This is a genomic window from Piscibacillus salipiscarius, from assembly GCF_042685285.1.
GTDB classification, from domain to species: domain Bacteria; phylum Bacillota; class Bacilli; order Bacillales; family Alkalibacillaceae; genus Piscibacillus; species Piscibacillus salipiscarius.
Window position 1 is genome coordinate 66,605 of record NZ_JBHUMZ010000023.1, and the last position, 19,229, is coordinate 85,833.

The following is a 19,229-nucleotide window of genomic DNA, read 5'->3' on the forward strand; positions in this document are numbered from 1 at the left end:
CTATAACTCTTCAACAAACTAGAAAAGCTCTAGTTATTACTAATTTTAATATGTTAACACCAACCTTTACATATATAAACAAAAAGCTACCGAAGTCGGTAGCTTTTGTTTACTTCTTATTCTTTTTACTCAGCTCATCTCGGTCGACAGATCTAGGAGGCTCTTCCATCCAACCATTCTCAATCATAAGACGAGTGCCAGCATCTGCATATTTAACCAATTCAGATACTAACCTTGAATAAGTTAATCCTATATCACGGCGTGGGCTTGCGGCCATTGCTGCGCCATAATAAGCAATACTTAACCCATTCAAAGCTGACGTATAAAACATCATCTTACGGTCTGAATAAACATAAGTCGTTGAATCCGTTACTTCAGAATCCCATGTCATTGGTTGAGGAGTATCGAACTTCTTTAAATACGAACCAAAAATCTCGCAATGTTTATTTGCAATTTCTTTACCTCTTAAGAAGTAATCTGCGACGTCACGATTTTTGGTTACTTGGCTAAATCCCATCATGGTTGCTGCACCTAATGCATTCCGTTCGTAATTGGCATAAAAATTCATAATTTCTGCACCAGTTAACGGCCTTTTTTCTTTAAAGAATCCAGCCAGAAAGTTATTGTCTTTAACAAAGTCATAGTTATCAGGTGTAGGTAAATATGGCGATCTTTCATAAAGTCCTTTATCTAAAAGAATTGACTTTGACTTTTGAATTAAACTTACAGATTCTTCTAAACAGTTATGAAAAAACTCAAAGACATCATCTCGAACAGCTGTTGTAATGGCATTACCATAATTATTGACTCCTATTTTCCCCATTTGTGAAGTGGTGGTAAGGAAATACACATCCGTAAATAACCTTGGAGCTGTTACATCCACATCTTCATCAAGTTTAAACCCATGAGGAACAGGATAATTTTCTTGATTAAAAAATCCTTCAATTTGTTTAACATGTGACTCTGAGATACTCAAAGCTAATTCTAAAATTTGCTTAATATCTGGATCATCAACATGATTTAATTGATATTTGTAGTGACAAATAGCTCCAGAGTCATTCATATAGGTGTTCCACAAATTGGTTATTTCTGAGGCTGTTAAATTGTTTAAACCGCCTGTGCTCATGTTAACCCCTCTTTACATATAGTAAATTTATGTTTAATTTGCCCTAAATGGTTTATGATATTAATAATTTTTAAATTCAATTTGAATCTAAATTTTAGTTTCTCAAGCTTATTAGGTTAGACAATCACAAAAATATAAAAAAACACCAATCAAAATTGATTGGTGCTTTGACAAACATTATGCGTTAACTTCTTGACCTTTTTTAACTAATGATGCAACTTCAATCGTACGTTTAGCTTGGTGCTTAACAGCGTCTTTAACATCTTCAACCATGTTACCTTCTTGATCAACCGTAACACTTACGCCATACGGGTTGCCGCCAGAAGCAAACTGAACTGGATCAGTATAACCAGGCGCTGCAATGATGGCACCCCAGTGCATCATAGACGTATAAAGTGCTTGTACAGTTGCTTCTTGACCACCATGAGCATTTGAAGCTGATGACATCGCACTTACGACTTTATTAATCGTTTTTCCATTAGCCCAAAGGCCACCTTGCATGTCTAAGAATTGCTTCATCTGAGATGGTAAGTTACCGAAACGAGTAGGTGTGCTGAAGATAATCGCATCTGCCCACTCAATATCATCTGAAGACGCAACAGGTACGTCTTGAGTTGCTTCATAGTGATCTTTCCAAGCAGGATTTGACTCAATTGCGGCTTTAGGTGCAAGTTCTTCCACTTTGAGAACTTTAGCGTTGGCACCCGCTTCTTGAGCTGCTTCTTCAGCCCATTTTGCCATTTGATAATTCGTTCCTGTTGAGCTGTAATATACAATTGCTAAATTAATTGCCATGTTAAAAAACTCCCTTCTAGTTGTAAACTTACTTTTTGTAAGCACATTTGCTATTGTAACGATAAAATATCTTGAAGTCAAGATAATGGGTTTTAAGCAAATTTAAGAATTTGTTCCACTACTTCAACAGGTTTTTCCTCAGTGATTAAATGACCAGCTTGATCATACGCAATGAGGTTCGCATTAGGAAGTTCTGATGCAAGCTTTTGCCCAACCTTAAATGGGACAACCTCATCTTGTTTTCCCCAAATTAATAAAGCTGGTGTATAAATTTGATTTAAATCTTGTGAAGACAAATCACCTTCACGATGTCTAAGTAAGCGAATCAATGAGTGGGGAAAGTCCTTTTCCAATAAAGGTCTTTTATATTCTTCCATCATTTCATCCGTAATTAATGAATGATTGAATAAAACTTTTTTAAGCTCTTCTTTTACATCATGTTTGTTAATATGATAATGGACATAGCGATGGAAAAATGGTAAGTATGAACTTAAGATTAATAATTGGTTCGCTCGCTTTAAGTACCCAGAACTATTTAATAAAATTAATTTTGAGACTTTTTCTGGGTAAAATTTAGCCACATTCAGACTAACTTGACCACCCATCGAATGACCGACTAATGTAACCCGCGTTATATGAAAATAATCCATAACTTCTTTAATCAATTGAGCATAGTTCTCAAACGAATAGCGAAATGACTTAGATTTTTCACTACGACCAAAGCCTGGTAAGTCAATAGCTATAACTGAATAATTCTCAGATAGCTTGGACATGATTCGATGAAATGTATATGTAGATGATAAATATCCGTGTATAAGTATAAGCGGCGGTTTCTCAGAAATGTTATATTCGCAATAAATATTGACATTCATAACTCGGATGGTTTCTTTATTTAAACTCATAATCGTATCCTTTCTCTTATTGCCTATATGTATTATTTTAACGATTTCAAAAACTGATTAAAAACAGGAGGATTTTATGGAACCAAAATTAATCCTTGGTTCATCATCACCAAGAAGACAGGAATTGCTCAAACAAGTTCATATTCCTTTTACGATTAGAAAACCAGAAGCCGATGAATCTCAAATCACCGAACAAAACCCTGAAAAGAAAGTGGCTCATTTAGCTCAGTTTAAAAGCAGACACATCAACCTTTTAGATTCTAATGAGGTGATACTGTCAGCCGATACAGTCGTCTCTTTTCAGAATAAAATATTTGAAAAACCTAAAAGTAAAGATGAAGCTTATCACATGATTTCCCTATTGAGTGGAAGTATACATGACGTGTACTCCGGGTTTACAATCCGTACGAACACAGAAGAAAAAACTTTTGTCGAACGAACTGAAGTTGAGTTTTGGCCTTTAGATAAACAAGACATCCAGTGGTATATCTCAACAGATGATCCTTACGATAAAGCTGGTGCTTATGGTATCCAAAGCATTGGCGCCATGTTCGTTAAACAGATCAAGGGCGATTATTACAATGTTGTAGGCCTCCCCATCTCTCGAGTGGTTAAAGAGCTAACGAAATTCGGAATTAAATCAGAATATAATTAAGGGCTAAACATATCATTTAGCCCTTCATTTTAATTATGACCTTTGGTTTTGGGGGAATATCATTCATTTGATATTCTGGTTCTTGATCAGGAAACTCAAACGTCACTTCATTTATGAAATACTCCAAGGTAGTTTTTAGAATTTTAATCGTAATCCATTCTCCTGCGCAACGGTGTCCAATATCAAACTCTCCTCCACCTTGAGGAATGAAATCAAATGGGGTTCCCTCCCATCCATTAAATCGTGTAGGTTTAAACTCATCTGGTTCATCCCATATTTCAGGGTCATGATTCGTTCCATAAAGGTCTAAAAATGTTACCGTATCTTTTTTAAAAATATAATTATTCCACGTAAAATCTTTTCTGACCCTCGCAACAACAAATGGGAAAAATGGATAATAACGGCGAACTTCTTGAATAAATTGCTCGGAGTTGAGCTCACCATTTTTAATAGCTTTCACCTGTTCAGGATGCTCAAACCAACCTAAAAACGTAAAATTAATATATACCGCGATGGCTACTAACGGTCTAATTAAGTTTAATAATTCAACGGCCGCTATATGTTGATCTAGCAACTCACCGTTTAAATCTTTGTGCATGGAAAATTGGTAAAATGCACGAGATCGATCCACGTTAATACGTTCTTTTCTAACCTTTTGAATTAAGTCTTCAAGCTTACTTTCAAGTTTTTGTCTCGACCATCTAGATTTAATATTTTTTGGTCCAATTTTAGATGCATATTCAAATAGTGGGCTTAAGTTAGATGCCCAATACTGGACTTCCTCTTCTTTGTAAGGAACACCTGTCCACCTTAAAGCAATACGAGTTAAGACAACCTTTGCCGCTTCATAAATTTCTACTTCATCTGTTTCTTTGTTTATATAACTCTGCCATTCCTCTTTAGTTAATTGTTGAATTTCATTAAGTGCCTCTTTTGTCATTAGGGACATGAACATAGCTTTTCGGTGCCGGTGTTCTTCCCCATCAAGTCCTTGTACTCCACCCTGTCCTAGAATTGTCTTTTGAGCGCTAGTAGGAGCCGCTTCTTCTCTATAAAATTTATCTGTATCATAGAACAGTTCCGCTTCTTTTTTTCCAACCATACAAATGGTCTTTGCCCCTAATATCCTTGTCAGAACCACTCTGGAATCAAATTTCCCAGTTCGATTAAGTATAAAATAATATCCTTCTCTTAATAATTCTATAGAATGATCCCAGCCTGTTTCCTTAGGGATTTTCCTCTGATGAGACATGATTTGACCTCCGGTAAATGACTTTTTCCTTAGTATTCCCAATGTGTAGGAGGTAAAACATCACGTTCCGTTCAAAAGATTACCTGAATGTCATCTCAACCATTTGATTAAATTGTTCCTCTTTCTCTACAAATGGATTATGATAGCTTACATATTCAAAGTCCCGCCATCGACAACAAGTGTTTCTCCAGTAATAAACGAAGCTTCATCTGATGCTAAAAATAATACGGCATTCGCAATCTCCTCGGCTTTCCCAACTCTTCTTAAAGCATTAGCCGTTGATAAAACCGGCCATTTGTCAGTTTCCTTCCAGTTCTCAACCATTTGCGTGTCAATCACACCTGGAGCGACTGCATTAATTCTAATATTCTTTCTGCCAAACTCTGTTGCAGCTGTCTTAGTTAATGTGATTACACTTCCTTTTGAAGCTGAATAGGCTGACACCAGTTTCTGACCTTTGATTCCAGCAATACTAGCTGTGTTCACAATCGAAGCACCTTCGCTCATATGAGGAATAACATATTTCATTCCATAAAAAACACCATTAATATTTATATTGAACACACGTTGCCAATCATCTATTGATACATCTGGTAGTTTCATCTCTTGACTTCCTACACCAGCATTATTAAATAAAATATCAATCTTTCCATAGGCTTTTAAACAATCATCAACCATTCTCTCTACATCAGATGAGTTAGACATATCACATTTAGAAAATACGGATTCCCCGCCGTATTCAATTACTAGCCTAGCTGTTTCCTTTACTTCTTCTTCATTAACATCTGCAACTAGCACTTTTGCTCCTTCCTGCGCAAATCGTATGGCCGTGGCCCTACCAATTCCGCCCCCACCACCTGTTATAATAGCTACTTTATTAATTAAACGCATACTGTAACCTCTCCTTAAGTTTAAAAATTGAGACCCAAGAACTTGGGCCTCACCATTATTTTTATGGAATTGCTATTAACTTCCCATACGACTTCCGTTCGCCTAACACTTCTAATGCATTTGGGACATCCTCAAGTGGGTATTCGTTATAAATCAACGGACGAAAATCTCCTTTGTGATATAAATCCATTAAGTGATCGTGAATCCTTCTTACTTCCTGAGGATTTCTTTTTGCAAACAGTCCCCAGTGAACCCCAACTATAGAATAGTTTTTAACTAAGGCATGATTAACAGCAACTTCTGGTATTCGACCCCCAGCAAAACCTATGACTAATAACCGTCCATCAAAGGCGATGCATTTTTTCGACCGATCAAAAACATCCGCACCAACTGGGTCAAAAATAACATTTGCACCCTCACCATTCGTTACGTCTTTAACGACCGAAACAAAATCATCCTTATTATAGTCAACGACCACATCTGCTCCTAGATCTTCACAAACCTTTACTTTCTCAGGGCCACCTGCTGTCGCAATGACTTTAGCACCTTTCGCTTTACCTAATTGAATGGCTGCAGAGCCAACACCACCCGCTCCTGCGTGAACTAATAGGACTTCTTCCTTTTGAAGTTGACTACGGTAAAACAAAGCATAATAGGCAGTTTGGTAAGTGATAAACATACCCGCTGCTTCACTTGCAGACATTGAATCTGGTACAACATAGACAGATTCTTCAGGCGCTACAACAAACTCTGATAAACCACCTTCTGGTAACCCAGGTGTTGCTAGTACCTTTTGCCCTACTTCTAATTTAGATCCTTCTCCCACTTCACGAACAATTCCGGATATCTCAGACCCCGGGGTAAAAGGAAGTGGCGGCTTTTCCTGATACTTCCCTTGGCATAATAAAATATCAAAAAAGTTAAGAGAGGCTGCTTCCACCTCTATTAAAACCTTTCCTTTTTTCACACTTGGTTGATCAACCTCCTGAAGTTCTAAAGCATCTTTTGGATTCCCTAGTTTTGTCACTTTCCAGCTTCGCATATACGTTCCTCCTCTATCACTCTAAAATCCTGTTGGCCAGTTTGCCAATTTTCTTTCACTAATTGAGCCCTTTTTCGAGCAAGAAAACTCAAGTGTTTGACTGATGAACTTACGAGTTTCTCTTGGGTCAATAATGTCATCTATTAAATATTTTCCAGCTGCTTTTTCAGGTGAACTATCAAAGCCCCAAAGCTTTAGAAGCTCTTGGCGTTCCTTTTTTACATCATCCGCTTTCTGTAATTCACGACCATACACAACGTTAATCCCCACCTCAGGACCTGTGAAATTAATTTCTGCTGTCGGCCATGCGACGACAAAGTCAGCTCCCATTCCTGGTCCGCACATATTTCCATAAGCAGCTCCGATGCTCTTCCTAATAACAATGGATATTTTAGGAACGGTTGATTGAGCAAGAGCTTGGTTCCACATCATAATCTTAGTAGGGATTTTATGTTTTTCTGCCTCACTAGAGACTCTAAAGCCAGGAATATCATGTAAAAATATGAGCGGAATGTGGTAAGAATCACATAAACAGATAAAGTCAGTTGCTTTATCGCATTCTTTAGGACCTGCTGAACCTGCGAATTGCATGGGTTGATTTGCAATAATTCCAACGACTCTGCCGTTTATTCTAGTTAGACAGGTTAATAACGCCTTTCCAAATGTTGGTTTTAATTCAAAATAGTCACCATCATCAGCAATTAATTCGATAACTTTTTTCATGTCATATGCACGCGTTCTCCTGGTAGGTACAATTTCTGTTACCTCATCTATGACACGCTGCGGATGATCGTTAGTAGGTTGCTTGTAAGGTTCAATACCTGAATGCTGGGGCACATAACTTAAAAATTGTTTAATCTGTTCAATTGCTTCTTCTTCTGTTTCAGCAAATTGATCAACCTGTCCAGTGTATTCGGCATGAACTTCCCAGCCGCCCAATTCTTCATTAGTCACTTTTTCTCCTGTTGCCACTTCTAACATTCTAGGACCTGCAACTGCCATAGAAGTACCCTTTACCTGAGTTACAAAATCAGATGAAACGGCAGTCCAAGTCGGTCCACCAAAGCTATCCCCCAGTATTGCCGTAATCATCGGTACTGACCGGTTATGTTGTAGTAGCTCTTGAGGGAAGAGCATTTGACTAATCCCATCAGATCCCATTCCATCTGGCATTCTTAATCCGCCGCCTTCCATTAAATTAATTAGCGGCATTCCTCTTTTTACGGCGAATTCATGAGCGGCTTTAGTTTTTCTGAAATAAACCATACCTTCTGTTCCGGCAAACACGGTTTTATCAGATGCTTGAACCACAACCTGTCGATCATTAACTTTGGCTAGACCAGTAACCACCCCATCACCTGCACTTTTCAGATCAGCACCAGGTTGATCTGAGTGAGCCAAGGATCCCAGCTCTAAAAACGATCCGGGATCCACAAGCAAATGAATACGCTCTCTTGCGGTTAGGAAACCCATTTGATGTTGTTTTTCAATTTTATTTAATCCACCGCCTAATTTAGCTTGTTCCTTCTTTTCTGTTAAAACCTCTAATTCTTTTTTCATTGAAATCTCCTTACCCACATTTACTTACTGTCTAATTATTCTTCTTTTAATAGTCGTCTTAGCACTTTTCCAGAGCTTGTTGCAGGAAGCTCTTCAATAAATTCAACAGAGCGAGGATACTTATAATCTGACATATAATTCTTTGCCCAGGAGATCACTTCTTCTTCTGTAATTCTTCCAATCCATTCAGGCTTTAAGACTATAAAAGCTTTAACACTTTCTCCTCTTGTGGCATCTGGAACCCCAATGCATGCGACTTGCAAAATAGCATCGTGTTCGCTCATCAATGCCTCAACATCTTCAGGGAAGACGCTGTAACCGGATGATTTGATCATCTCTTTTACTCTTCCATTAAAATATAAGTAACCCTCTTCATCTAACTGTCCGATATCTCCTGTGAAGACCCAACCATCACGTAAGGTCTCTTCAGTAGCCTCCGGACGGTTTAAATAACCTTTAAAGACACCTGGGCTTTTAATCACAATTTCACCTTGTTGGCCTGGCTTAAGATCTTCCCCTGATTCAAGGTCAACAATTCTTATTTCAGTATCGTATGTTGCAATACCACATGACCCAAATTTAATGTGATCGATTGGCATAAATGTGTCGCATGTATGAGTTTCACTTAGTCCGTAAGCTGCCTCTAATAATACACAGCCGTCAGTTAATTGTGACCATACAGAAGCAAGCTTTTCATCCACGTTCATTCCGAAACTTGTTGCGAAGTTTAACTTTAATGATGTTAGATTGCGCGTTTCAATGTTTGGATGATTAAGAATAGCTGCATTCATTGGAGCTACGGTGTAAAGTTTACTTATTTTATATTTCTCAATAGATTGAATAGCCGCCTCTGGTTCAAATCTTGTCAGTAATACGCATTCTAAAGATTGATAGACAGGAATATTAACACCCATTACCATACCTGCAATATGACATAGTGGGGCCGTTGCAAGTGTTTGATCTGCTTCATTAACCATGTAGGCTTGTGCAGTTGCAGCTGTTTTAAATAAGGCATTGCCAAAAGTAAGCATCGCTGCCTTAGGTCTACCAGTTGTTCCTGAAGTAAATACCATTAGACCCACGTCATTCCACAAATCTATTTCAGCTGTTTCTATTAGAGGCTCAGTTGACTTAATACTAGTTACAAAATCATAAGCAGAATTTGTATTAACATTACCTGTATTTAACTCTTTAGGTACAGGTAATGTTGGATTTCCAGGTAAATAATTCGCATAATTTGTGGTGATTACGAACTCAAGTGAAGGCGCCTTACTGCTCACATTCTTAATTTGTGTATACAATTCTTGACCTGCAATCACGACTTTGATCTCCGCTTCATTAAGAAAATAATCAAGTTCGGATTCTTTGTACATTGGATTTAAAGGAACCACAACTGCTCCAATCATCTGAATAGCATAATGACCAATGATATATTGCGGTGAGTTTTGCAAATAAAGAGCAACTCGGTCCCCTTTCCGAATTCCTTTTAGACTTAAAAACTCAGCTAAACGCAAAGCATCATCTGCTAACTCTTTCCAAGTGAGATTCTGTCCATAAAAAACATACCCAGACTGGTTAGGTTTTTCCATTGCGTTCTTTAATAAATAGTCATGCAGAGGTTTCTCTCCTAAACGATAAGTTAACGTCTCAGGCACATCTTTTGGCCAGCTTTTTCTTAATAAATCTCTCAATCCGCTCCCTCCTACTTTTTTATTTCACTAAACTACTAACCTCATTTAAATAAAACAATTGATCTATATCCTCATCTGATATTCCACGCTCTTTAAGCTGAGGTACAATATTTTCGAAAATATGCGTTGGGTGCCAGTTGGCAACTAACATAGCAACTTGTTCATCCATCTCTAGAGGACGTCCCATCCAATGTGTGATCGAATCATGTGATAACATAATTTGGCCAGCGTACCCATCCTCAAACAACTGGACAATCGTTTCCACTCGCTCATCATCCGTAGGTGCACCAACCATTTTTTGTAGGCCGAATCGATCAAAGCCAATTTTCACACCGTATTTCATTGTTTCTTTATGATAGTCAGGGTTCGTATTGCCACACATATGTCCGATGACAATTTTATCTGGATTAACACCTAACTCCGTTAAAAGCTTCGCCTGCTCTGGCCCCATAGTCCCTTCTTGTGTATGTGTGATGATTCGAATTCCGGTTTCTTTATGGACTTTTGCGGCGGCTTCAAAAAACATTCGTTCATAAGGGGTAATGGTATCTTTACTTGTCGCAAGTTTAATATAACCAGGGCGTATGCCGGTCTCACCAATTCCACCTGTAATTTCCTCATAGAACATCTCATAAATATCTTTCTCAGCTGTCCCTAACGACTGACGGAACTTAAAGTACGGGGTGGCCCCCTCACCTTCGTAGTAATAACCCGTAGAACAGATAATTTGTAAGCCAGTTTCCTCTGAAATCGCTTTCAAAACTTCCGGGTTTCGACCACACTCATTTGGTGTCGGATCAACGACTGTTTGAACTCCAAATTGCTGAACTGCTTTAGCTGCTTGAACTCCTGCATCAATGGCATCAAGTTCATTAAACCTACCTAACGTGATATCCCCTTGAAAACCTGGATATCCAAAAACAAAATGCTCATGAATAAGTGTCTTCCCCATCTTCTCAACTGGAATCTTACCTGTTACCGTTTCAATCCATTCACCCATCTACATTCATCCTTTCTAATTTTTAGCTGTTCTTTTGTAACTCGCGCCAAAGAATTTTCCCACTACTTGTTGTAGGAAACTCTTCTTTGAATTCTACGATTCTAGGATATTTGTAAGCTGCCATTTGGTCTTTAGACCAATTGATCAAATCTCCTTCGTCTACTTCCCCTTTATAATTTTCTTTTAGAATCACAAACGCTTTAACTGTTTCGCCTCGTTTTTCATCAGGCGCACTGACCACACACGCTTGCTGAACAGCTGGATGCTTATATAAAATGGATTCTACCTCAGTCGGCCACACTTTATATCCAGACGCATTAATCATTCGCTTAAGACGGTCGACTATGAAGAAGTAACCATCTTCATCCATTTTGACGATATCTCCTGTTCTGAAAAATGACTTACCATCTAACGTAATAAATGACTTTTCATTTTCTTCATCACGCTGGAAATACCCTTTGAAAACTTGCGGTCCATTAACGACTAGCTCACCTTCTTCATTTGCCCCTAACTCTTCTCCACTCTCAAGGTCTATCACTCTAGCATCAACATCAAAAGAAGGAATGCCTAAACACTGTAATTTAGGACGATCTGGGGGATTAAAGTGAGTATGAGAAATGGTTTCTGATAACCCATAACCTTCCACAAACCTTAGTCCAGTTCGGTTATATAGGTCTTCACCCACAGCTTCAGGTAAAGGTGCTCCTCCTCCACCAATTTGAGTAAGAGAAGAAATATCGTAGTTTTCTAAATTTGGATTAGAGAGAAAATCGATTAACATGGTACTAATATTAATCCAATGATTACATCCAAATTCCTCAATGGCTTTTGCTGCATTTTCACGATTCCAGCGAGTTAGGATAACTAGCGTCCCACCAGCATAAATAGGTGTTAAAGCACTATGAACTAAACCCGTCACATGGAAAAGAGGCAGTGTCGTTAACGTAACCGTATCTGCCGTCATGTTCATCCAGTGAGCGGCTCCGACTGTATTTGCTTGTACCGTTCGATTCGTGTGAATACAACCTTTTGGAAGGCCTGTCGTGCCAGAGGTGTAAGGAATGACAGCAACATCATTCTCTTTGCCGTTAAATTCAGTAGCCTTTTTCTCAGCTTGCATTGCTTCATGCCAAGAGATTACTTCTATATTCGTTTGACGTGGTTCAGTAACAAGTGAAGGTAGTTCAAGTGAAGTGTTTGACTGATTAATATAATCAGAGTAAGTAGCAACGATTAACTCGCTTAATAAGTGAGATTCTTTAAGAGGCAATACTTTATTAATTAATTCTTGTCCAACGATCCCATGATTAATACCGCAGTCTTTGACGTAAAATTCCAAATCCTCCGTTACACTCATTGGATTAATGGGAACAACAACAGCACGAAGACGTAATATAGCAAAAAAACTAATCAAAAATTGAGGTGAATTTTGTATAAACAATAAGACTTTGTCCTGCTTTTGAATTCCTAACTCATGCTCCAAGTACCCTGCCAGCTTCTGGGCTTCAGAATAAATCTCTTCGTAAGTATACGAAGCCCCATAATACTGCATAGCCACTTTGTCTGGATACTTTCTCGTTGTCATCTCCAAATCTTCAAAAAGCGTTGTCTTAGGGACTGTTAATGACTTCGGCAACCTTGCTGGCCAAAATTCAAAGTGTTTCGTATTGTTCATAAAACTAACTCCTTTCATAGAATATTAAACGACATACCAACCAGTAAGTATGAAAAGGTGAAAATGATCTTGAAAAGTTCTCTACTATATATTTTAGCATACGTACCAGTTAGTATGTTCAGAATTTTTAATATATTATAACAAACTAGCAAAGTATGAATCAATATGAAAAATCAGTTACCCAACTAGATTTGCATTTTGACGCAGCTAAAAAATGAAGACGAATTTTAGGGAGTAAATTAACCCCTAATATTCGTCTTCTTCTAGGTCAAGACATGTTTTGTCCTGGCCTCTTTAATATATTCTATTTCAGTCTATTTAATTACAAAATAACGGAAGACCTAATAATTTAAAGCACTCTTTATCTTCTTCCTCTTCCTCATTTTCTTGACCATCATCAGTTTGATTGTCTTCATCAGATTCTTCGTTATCCTCTGGTTGGTTTTTTTCTTGAGGGGATTCATCTGACTCTTTGTTTTGGTCTGAGTTTACCGGATTTGTGATTTTTTCTTTAGTATCATCTATAATATCTTTAGTGTCATCAACTATATCTTTCGCTTTATTCGTCGTTTCATCGTTTTTCGTTTCTTCATTCTTCGATTCCTCATTAGTTTGACGGTCTTTTTCCTCAACCTCAGTAATACCATTAATTTTCTTCTCTACTGTTGCAATATCTTTTGTAACGGATTCTACTTCTTTTAATAAAGTCATCGATTGATCGGATAATTTTTGATGTCTAGTTTCTGTTTTATTAAATTCTTCAATGAATGCTTCTAGTTCTTTGACCAACTCTGTTTGATTAATGATACGTGCTTGAGAATCTCCGTATTTCTCATAAATTAATTGGATAAGCGTATAATACGTTTCACCTTTCTTTTGGTCCTTTGCTTTCTGAATAAAGGATTCGTACTTATCCATCCGTTCTTTTATCGAATCAATTTCAGATGACACTTGATTCATCAACTTAACCAACGTGCTCGTGTTTTGATATAAAGAATCATATTGATTCTGCACATCATTAGAAAGTGATTTTAATTTTGTTCCTAATTTACCCTCATTAGACTTGAGTAATTGATCAATTTTATTATGTGACTGATCAATCTCATTTAAGTAATTGCGATTCTGAATTTGACTGTATAAGTTATTGGCTTTATCTAATAATGTTTGAAGATTATTTAGACGTTCTTGATCTTTCTCATAGTCGTTTTTCGTTTCATTTATTTCCTTTTGTTCCTCAATTAAACTTTTCGTGGTAGTAGCATTTTGATCAATTTCTGGTAGGTTTTTCAGTTGATCTAGTTTAGATTCTGAAGAACTTTGGCTAACTTTTATGTCACACTCTTCCTTATAACATGTTTTAATCTCCGTATCTGGAAGGCTAATATTCTCTACACTTTGTTCGACTACTTTCATGGTGACGTCTTCTAAACAAACATCGACATATAGCGGTCCCAGATTAATACCATCCAATAAGGCAAAAATAGGTTCAGGCTGAACGGCATTTAAGATTTGATTTAAACCAACATTGACTCCTAACACGTCCATTAGTTCAGCTATTTCTTGTTTGGTAAATGGATTAGACAAATCAACATTAGGTTCATACCCTTTTTCTCTTAATAGTTCTGTCAACAGCTCTAGTGATTCTGTAAGTGGTAAATCACCAGTCGTGTTAAAAAACTCTTCATAATCAATATCTGGACCATTTGCTTGACTCAATAATTTAATTAAATCATACCCCATGGTTTCAGATGCTGACTTGATTTGATTTAATGATGTATTTTTTAAAACTTGCTCTAAGTTCCCATTATTAAAGACAGATAACACATCAACCCCGCAAAAGCCACCTATTTCTGGAAAAGAATGACCAGCTGTGGTTGCCTTTAAATTTTTAACAGGAACAGGGCCTTCAGAGGTAATTTGCGTCGTCATAGGACCACTTGGTGTGCCCAGTTTGCTGACGATCGTGAGTCCTTCAATCGTACCTGAACGAATATCAATTTTCCCAAGTGCTGCCCCTAGTAAGTTCATTTCACCTTCTACTTTTTCCGAATGAATGAGAAAGCCAGAATCACCACTGTTTTCTTCACTAGCCATTGCAGGTTGCTCAGAGAAATAAGGTACAAGCACTCCAATAATTAATACAATAATTAAACTTAATTTATACAATCGATGAAATTGGTGACGGTCTTTCATAGACATGTCTCCTAAGATACAAAATTTAGCATTTAAGCTTGAGCGGTTTGAACGGACTCTAAATCGGGGTCATCATCTTTAACTGATAATTCAACCTTCTCCCATGCAACTAGGAGAGATCCACCGATGATTCCAATAATCGTACCAACGACAAATCCGCCTAACGCACCCATAATGGATAAAACAGATATAAAAATCGTCATCACACCAAATACAGTTGAGAACTGTGGAAATATATACGATAACAAGCCAAGTATTAGCGTTAATCCTCCAAATAAATAACCTACAAACACTAATGACCCTGGTATAAAAGCAATGGCATACAAATGCGTTGGAATATATAAAATCATTAATCCTGCCAATAGCGTTAAGGTAGCTCCCCAGAAAGGTCTTTGATTACGCCATTTTTTAAATTTACCTGACTCGTTTATTTTGGAATACTTCTGTTGTAATCGCTCTTCTTTTGAGATTGATTCCTTCTTTTTAAACATATAAAAGCCTCCTTCAAGATGATTTAATCCATTTCGTAAATATAAGGCTCATCAATTTTATCGATATAAATTTTAGTGCCTTCTAAACTAACCACTTGTTGAAATAGATAATCGGTTACTAAAGTAGCATCTTTAATATTGATGTTCGCCGCATCTTGAGTCCAGTTTTGTTTATAGTTATCGGTGTTCTTCTGTTTAATCGCAAGTTCATCAAATTTTAAATCAGCATCAATTAGACGAGCATCCTGAATGAGTCCACTAATGGTCGTTTTACCATCTGCAACAATATTAATTCTGATCCAATTTCCATTTGGTAGTTTAATATCTTTAAAGATATGAAGGTTCGTAATTTCTACTTCTTCAATTTTATTTCGAATCATCGGCTCAGCATCCGATTCACCTGTTTCACCAATTTGTGGCATTAATTGAAACCCTTTACCGTTTAGTTCATCAAACTTAACATAGAAGTCCCCAATTCCACCTAATGGTAAGGCAAAAGCTGTACCACTAAAGCCAAAGACACCAATTAAAGCTCCTAGCGCTATAAACCCAGATAATAGCGCCACCACTAATTTCTTTTTCAGCACACTTCCGACCGTTGCATTTTGTTCTTTACTCACACCTAATCACCTTTCCTTTTAAAAAAATTATTATGATAGATCAACAAGGTCCTATACAATAAACGCTAATAATCCACCTCCAAATATGTTTGTATTTTCAAGTACATATCGTGTTAACGCTTTCAATATTTGAATAAAAAATTGTTATAACAATTTTTTGATCCTTAAAACTTGCTATTTATCTAAATTTTCAATTATTTATTTAAATTATAAGAAAAGATGGGTCAGAATCATACCCGACAAAAATAGGAACTTTTGATATAAATTATCCTAGTTCATTATCTAACACCTAAAATAATCGGGGGTCTAAAGACTTAGGTTTAATGTTTGAATTATTATATACTTCGAAAAGTTAAGCTTGGTTATAACTGTTTTTTATTGAATAATCTGAATAATCCAATTATAATTAATGTAAAATTTAGAAAAGACTTAACGTTAAACGAAAGGAGCAAATTATGTTAACTCTTTCGTTAGACCACATCATGTACCCTGTACTTAAAGAAGGGTTAAATGTGATACAAGCTAATCAGAAACCCATCTTAGATGAATGGAATAACATCATAAATCACTTCAAATCGACAGGGAAGAAATCAGCAGATGATATTGAAGCAACCGTTAATTTTTTCTCTGACTACCTGTTTTCTAATGAATTAGAAACTGTTAAACATGAAGAAGAGGTAGACCTGCGACTTTACCAGGAACAACCACTATCTTTTCAAGGCAACCATTTCATCATTTCTTTATTAGAAAATGCTGTACATAAAGTCTTACAAACTCAAAAAGATGATCAATATGATTTACACCAGTCTATACATTACCTGTTTTCAAAAATCAGTGAGAACCTAACGTCTTTGCCTTACGAGCAATACTTCTCAATTGATTATTTCTTAAAGAATCTAATTAGTTCAAGACAACTGCCGATTGAGTGGGCAGCAGCCATTACTCAAGAAGAGGGAACCTATGTGGTTGAAAAATGGTTTAATAATATGAATCAAAATCTAATTGTCGAAGATGAACCACTTAAAGCGAGATCAATTTATGCATTATCAGAGCTGTTAATCAATCAAATGCCAGAAGATAAAAAGCGGATTATGAATACAATCTCACTTCCTTATCAAGAAGGAACTTTACTCATATGTGCTAATACCAATGAAATAGTCAATATTACTCCATTTATTACCTATGCGTTACACATTTTTGAAAATGGAAGAGAGTCGATCAAAAAGCAAAAAGATGAACACCATTGGAAAGATTCTGTGATTATGTTTAACGAATCCATTATTAATTCAAATGACTATGATGAAGCTATTGAAGCTATTTCAGAGGGATATGTTAAATATCTACCATTTGAACGGTGCGCTCTATTTTCATACTCTATGAACGAAGGGATGGGGTTTGGTTTATACGGTTATCAAATTGATACGAACGCGATACAGAACATAACCGAAGATATCGACAATTTACCCATTATCCAAAATAACTTAAATATTGTAAATCTATTTAAGAAAACGATGAGCTTTCTTCAGCCCATATATATCAAAGATGCAACCTTAGGCTTTCCAAGAAAATATGTTGAACAATTTCAATTACAATCTATTGTCGTAGCACCGATTTTCTCAACTTCTTCTAACCAATTATTAGGTGCAGCGATACTAGATCAAGGACCAAATCAACAGTTTAAGTTAACACATGAAACATTTTCAGCATTAATTAAATTTGGAAAAACAGCAGGTGAACTATTAAGTAAATACCAACAACATTCACCTCATAAACAAAAGGCTTCGTTTCATCTCTCACCTAGAGAATTAGAAGTTTTAAAACTAATGTCTGAAGGTGCATCCACTACTGAGGCAGCTAGTCAATTAATGCTTAGTGAGTATACAGTGAGGGATTATGTATCGGCGATTATTCAAAAGATGGATGCACGTAATCGAACGGAAGCAGTTGCTAAAGCAATTCGTAGCGATCTTATTTAAGGAACCATTTTAATTTATTTAATCCATTTTTTATATTGGGATAGCGAAATGGTAGGTCAAATAAAACTGTTTGTTTTAAAACACTTTTTTGATGCGAAAACGTTTCGAAACTTGCTTTTCCATGGTAAGCACCCATTCCACTAGCTCCTACACCACCAAACGGTAAATGGGAAGATGCAAAATGATAAACGGTATCATTAATACAACCACCGCCAAATGAGGTTTCATTAACCAACCACTCTTGAACGTCATGTTCATTTGAAAATAAATATAGGGCTAGTGGATGGGCTTGATTATTTAGGTTATGAATGACTTCAGAAAGCTCTCGAAATTCTAATACTGGTAAAATCGGCCCAAAAATCTCTTCTTTCATAATAGAATCTTCCCAAGTCACGGGTGTAAGGACGGTAGGCTCTATCATTAATTGATCTTTACTTCTTTTACCGCCCATACACACTGTATGATCATCTATAAATGAACTAAGGCGCTCAAAGTGTTCCTCATTAACTATTCTTGTATAATCTTCGTTCTTCAAAGGTTCCTTCCCATATAACTCTTCAATCGCTTCCTTTAGGTAAGATAAAAACTCCTCTTTTACAGACTGATGCACGTAAAGATAATCTGGTGCGATACATGTCTGGCCAGCATTTAAAAATTTCCCCCAAGCGATTCGTTTGGCAGCTAATTTCAAATTAGCATCCTCATGAACAATACACGGGCTTTTCCCGCCTAATTCCAAAGTAGTAGGCACTAAATGTTCAGATGCTTGCTTCATGACAATTTTCCCTACACGGGTGCTCCCAGTAAAAAAGATCTTATCAAATGGTAATGATAGAAGGTCTTGACTGACTTCAACACCACCATTAATGACAGTTATATAATCTTCTGGAAAGGTCCTTTGAATAATTTGACCGACGATGTTAGCAGTATGTGGCGTTAATTCTGATGGTTTGATGACAGCGCAATTTCCAGCTGCAATTGCTCCGATTAATGGTGCTAGACACAATTGAAAGGGATAATTCCATGGAGCGATAATGAGTGACACTCCATAAGGTTCAGGATAGATGTAGCTTCTGGAACCAAGATGAGTTATTGGCGTCTTAGCTTTGGTTGGTTTAGCCCAACGCCTTAATTGTTTTAAAGTAAAGCTTATTTCTTGTAAAATAACCCCAACTTCAGATGAATATGATTCGAATTCGGATTTATTGAGATCATCTTTTAATGCTTGAAAGATATCTCGTTCAAATGTTTTAATCGTTTCTTTTAATTGGCTTAAAGCCTTGATCCGGTAATTAAGATCTAGCGTTACTTTAGAATTAAAATAAGTTTTTTGCTCTTCAACGATTTCCGCATAACTCAC

Annotated in this window: 16 protein-coding genes; 2 read left to right on the forward strand and 14 right to left on the reverse strand. The window is 36.8% G+C overall.

Features of this window, described 5'->3' with window-relative positions; all coding sequences use genetic code 11:
- Nucleotides 1-109: 109 nt before the first annotated feature.
- The 3 genes from ACFSW4_RS10680 to ACFSW4_RS10690 all read right to left on the reverse strand — a co-directional run bounded on the left by ACFSW4_RS10680 (nt 110) and on the right by ACFSW4_RS10690 (nt 2,823).
- The gene (locus ACFSW4_RS10680; protein WP_377329199.1) at nt 110-1,126 is read right to left on the reverse strand and encodes a DUF3231 family protein; all 1,017 of its coding nucleotides are present in this window, start codon (nt 1,124-1,126) and stop codon (nt 110-112) included.
- Between the two features lie 177 nt (nt 1,127-1,303).
- Nucleotides 1,304-1,921 carry an NAD(P)H:quinone oxidoreductase gene (gene wrbA, locus ACFSW4_RS10685; protein ID WP_377329201.1) on the reverse strand — a complete coding sequence of 206 codons (618 nt, stop codon included), beginning with the start codon at nt 1,919-1,921 and terminating at the stop codon, nt 1,304-1,306.
- A gap of 92 nt (nt 1,922-2,013) precedes the next feature.
- On the reverse strand, nt 2,014-2,823 hold the full coding sequence (locus tag ACFSW4_RS10690; RefSeq protein ID WP_377329203.1) for an alpha/beta fold hydrolase: 810 nt from the start codon (nt 2,821-2,823) through the stop codon (nt 2,014-2,016).
- A 76-nt stretch (nt 2,824-2,899) separates the two neighbouring features.
- Between ACFSW4_RS10690 and ACFSW4_RS10695 the strand changes: the two genes are divergently transcribed.
- The gene (locus ACFSW4_RS10695; RefSeq protein WP_054753750.1) at nt 2,900-3,478 is read left to right on the forward strand and encodes a Maf family protein; all 579 of its coding nucleotides are present in this window, start codon (nt 2,900-2,902) and stop codon (nt 3,476-3,478) included.
- Nucleotides 3,479-3,494: 16 nt separating this feature from the next.
- Here ACFSW4_RS10695 and ACFSW4_RS10700 read toward each other — a convergent pair whose 3' ends face one another.
- The 10 genes from ACFSW4_RS10700 to ACFSW4_RS10745 all read right to left on the reverse strand — a co-directional run bounded on the left by ACFSW4_RS10700 (nt 3,495) and on the right by ACFSW4_RS10745 (nt 15,893).
- The gene (locus ACFSW4_RS10700; protein WP_377329205.1) at nt 3,495-4,730 is read right to left on the reverse strand and encodes a cytochrome P450; all 1,236 of its coding nucleotides are present in this window, start codon (nt 4,728-4,730) and stop codon (nt 3,495-3,497) included.
- A gap of 147 nt (nt 4,731-4,877) precedes the next feature.
- Complete coding sequence (locus ACFSW4_RS10705) at nt 4,878-5,621, reverse strand: SDR family NAD(P)-dependent oxidoreductase (RefSeq protein ID WP_054753751.1); 744 nt, start codon at nt 5,619-5,621, stop codon at nt 4,878-4,880.
- Nucleotides 5,622-5,682: 61 nt separating this feature from the next.
- On the reverse strand, nt 5,683-6,663 hold the full coding sequence (locus ACFSW4_RS10710) for an NADPH:quinone oxidoreductase family protein (protein WP_377329207.1): 981 nt from the start codon (nt 6,661-6,663) through the stop codon (nt 5,683-5,685).
- 21 nt (nt 6,664-6,684) lie between these two features.
- A complete protein-coding gene (locus ACFSW4_RS10715; protein WP_377329209.1) occupies nt 6,685-8,223 on the reverse strand; it encodes an acyl-CoA carboxylase subunit beta in 1,539 nt (512 codons plus the stop codon).
- A gap of 35 nt (nt 8,224-8,258) precedes the next feature.
- Nucleotides 8,259-9,914 (reverse strand): AMP-binding protein, encoded by a 1,656-nt coding sequence (locus ACFSW4_RS10720; RefSeq protein ID WP_054753752.1) that lies wholly within the window; start codon nt 9,912-9,914, stop codon nt 8,259-8,261.
- Nucleotides 9,915-9,933: 19 nt separating this feature from the next.
- Entirely contained in the window at nt 9,934-10,914 is a 981-nt protein-coding gene (locus ACFSW4_RS10725; RefSeq protein WP_377329211.1) for a phosphotriesterase family protein, read from the reverse strand.
- A 22-nt stretch (nt 10,915-10,936) separates the two neighbouring features.
- Nucleotides 10,937-12,589, reverse strand: a complete 1,653-nt coding sequence (locus ACFSW4_RS10730; protein ID WP_054753753.1) for a long-chain-fatty-acid--CoA ligase — start codon at nt 12,587-12,589, stop codon at nt 10,937-10,939.
- Nucleotides 12,590-12,907: 318 nt separating this feature from the next.
- A complete protein-coding gene (locus ACFSW4_RS10735; protein WP_377329213.1) occupies nt 12,908-14,782 on the reverse strand; it encodes a hypothetical protein in 1,875 nt (624 codons plus the stop codon).
- Nucleotides 14,783-14,814: 32 nt separating this feature from the next.
- Complete coding sequence (locus ACFSW4_RS10740; RefSeq protein WP_054753759.1) at nt 14,815-15,273, reverse strand: DUF6114 domain-containing protein; 459 nt, start codon at nt 15,271-15,273, stop codon at nt 14,815-14,817.
- A gap of 23 nt (nt 15,274-15,296) precedes the next feature.
- Nucleotides 15,297-15,893, reverse strand: a complete 597-nt coding sequence (locus ACFSW4_RS10745; RefSeq protein WP_377329215.1) for a DUF6230 family protein — start codon at nt 15,891-15,893, stop codon at nt 15,297-15,299.
- 455 nt (nt 15,894-16,348) lie between these two features.
- Here ACFSW4_RS10745 and ACFSW4_RS10750 point away from each other — a divergent pair, with 455 nt between their 5' ends.
- Nucleotides 16,349-17,869, forward strand: a complete 1,521-nt coding sequence (locus tag ACFSW4_RS10750) for a response regulator transcription factor (RefSeq protein ID WP_377329217.1) — start codon at nt 16,349-16,351, stop codon at nt 17,867-17,869.
- Here the strand turns inward: ACFSW4_RS10750 and ACFSW4_RS10755 are convergent.
- Nucleotides 17,862-19,229, reverse strand: a complete 1,368-nt coding sequence (locus ACFSW4_RS10755) for an aldehyde dehydrogenase (protein ID WP_377329219.1) — start codon at nt 19,227-19,229, stop codon at nt 17,862-17,864. The two genes, ACFSW4_RS10750 and ACFSW4_RS10755, sit on opposite strands and share 8 nt — an antisense overlap.

Bases quoted from the DNA above. Each gene is read 5' to 3' on its own strand.
- ACFSW4_RS10725 (WP_377329211.1), bottom strand. From the start codon at position 10,914: ATGGGTGAATGGATTGAAACGGTAACAGGTAAGATTCCAGTTGAGAAG.
- ACFSW4_RS10695 (WP_054753750.1), top strand. From the start codon at position 2,900: ATGGAACCAAAATTAATCCTTGGTTCATCATCACCAAGAAGACAGGAA.
- ACFSW4_RS10690 (WP_377329203.1), bottom strand. From the start codon at position 2,823: ATGAGTTTAAATAAAGAAACCATCCGAGTTATGAATGTCAATATTTAT.
- ACFSW4_RS10740 (WP_054753759.1), bottom strand. From the start codon at position 15,273: ATGTTTAAAAAGAAGGAATCAATCTCAAAAGAAGAGCGATTACAACAG.
- ACFSW4_RS10700 (WP_377329205.1), bottom strand. From the start codon at position 4,730: ATGTCTCATCAGAGGAAAATCCCTAAGGAAACAGGCTGGGATCATTCT.
- ACFSW4_RS10730 (WP_054753753.1), bottom strand. From the start codon at position 12,589: ATGAACAATACGAAACACTTTGAATTTTGGCCAGCAAGGTTGCCGAAG.
- ACFSW4_RS10735 (WP_377329213.1), bottom strand. From the start codon at position 14,782: ATGAAAGACCGTCACCAATTTCATCGATTGTATAAATTAAGTTTAATT.
- ACFSW4_RS10715 (WP_377329209.1), bottom strand. From the start codon at position 8,223: ATGAAAAAAGAATTAGAGGTTTTAACAGAAAAGAAGGAACAAGCTAAA.
- wrbA (WP_377329201.1), bottom strand. From the start codon at position 1,921: ATGGCAATTAATTTAGCAATTGTATATTACAGCTCAACAGGAACGAAT.
- ACFSW4_RS10750 (WP_377329217.1), top strand. From the start codon at position 16,349: ATGTTAACTCTTTCGTTAGACCACATCATGTACCCTGTACTTAAAGAA.
- ACFSW4_RS10710 (WP_377329207.1), bottom strand. From the start codon at position 6,663: ATGCGAAGCTGGAAAGTGACAAAACTAGGGAATCCAAAAGATGCTTTA.
- ACFSW4_RS10680 (WP_377329199.1), bottom strand. From the start codon at position 1,126: ATGAGCACAGGCGGTTTAAACAATTTAACAGCCTCAGAAATAACCAAT.
- ACFSW4_RS10705 (WP_054753751.1), bottom strand. From the start codon at position 5,621: ATGCGTTTAATTAATAAAGTAGCTATTATAACAGGTGGTGGGGGCGGA.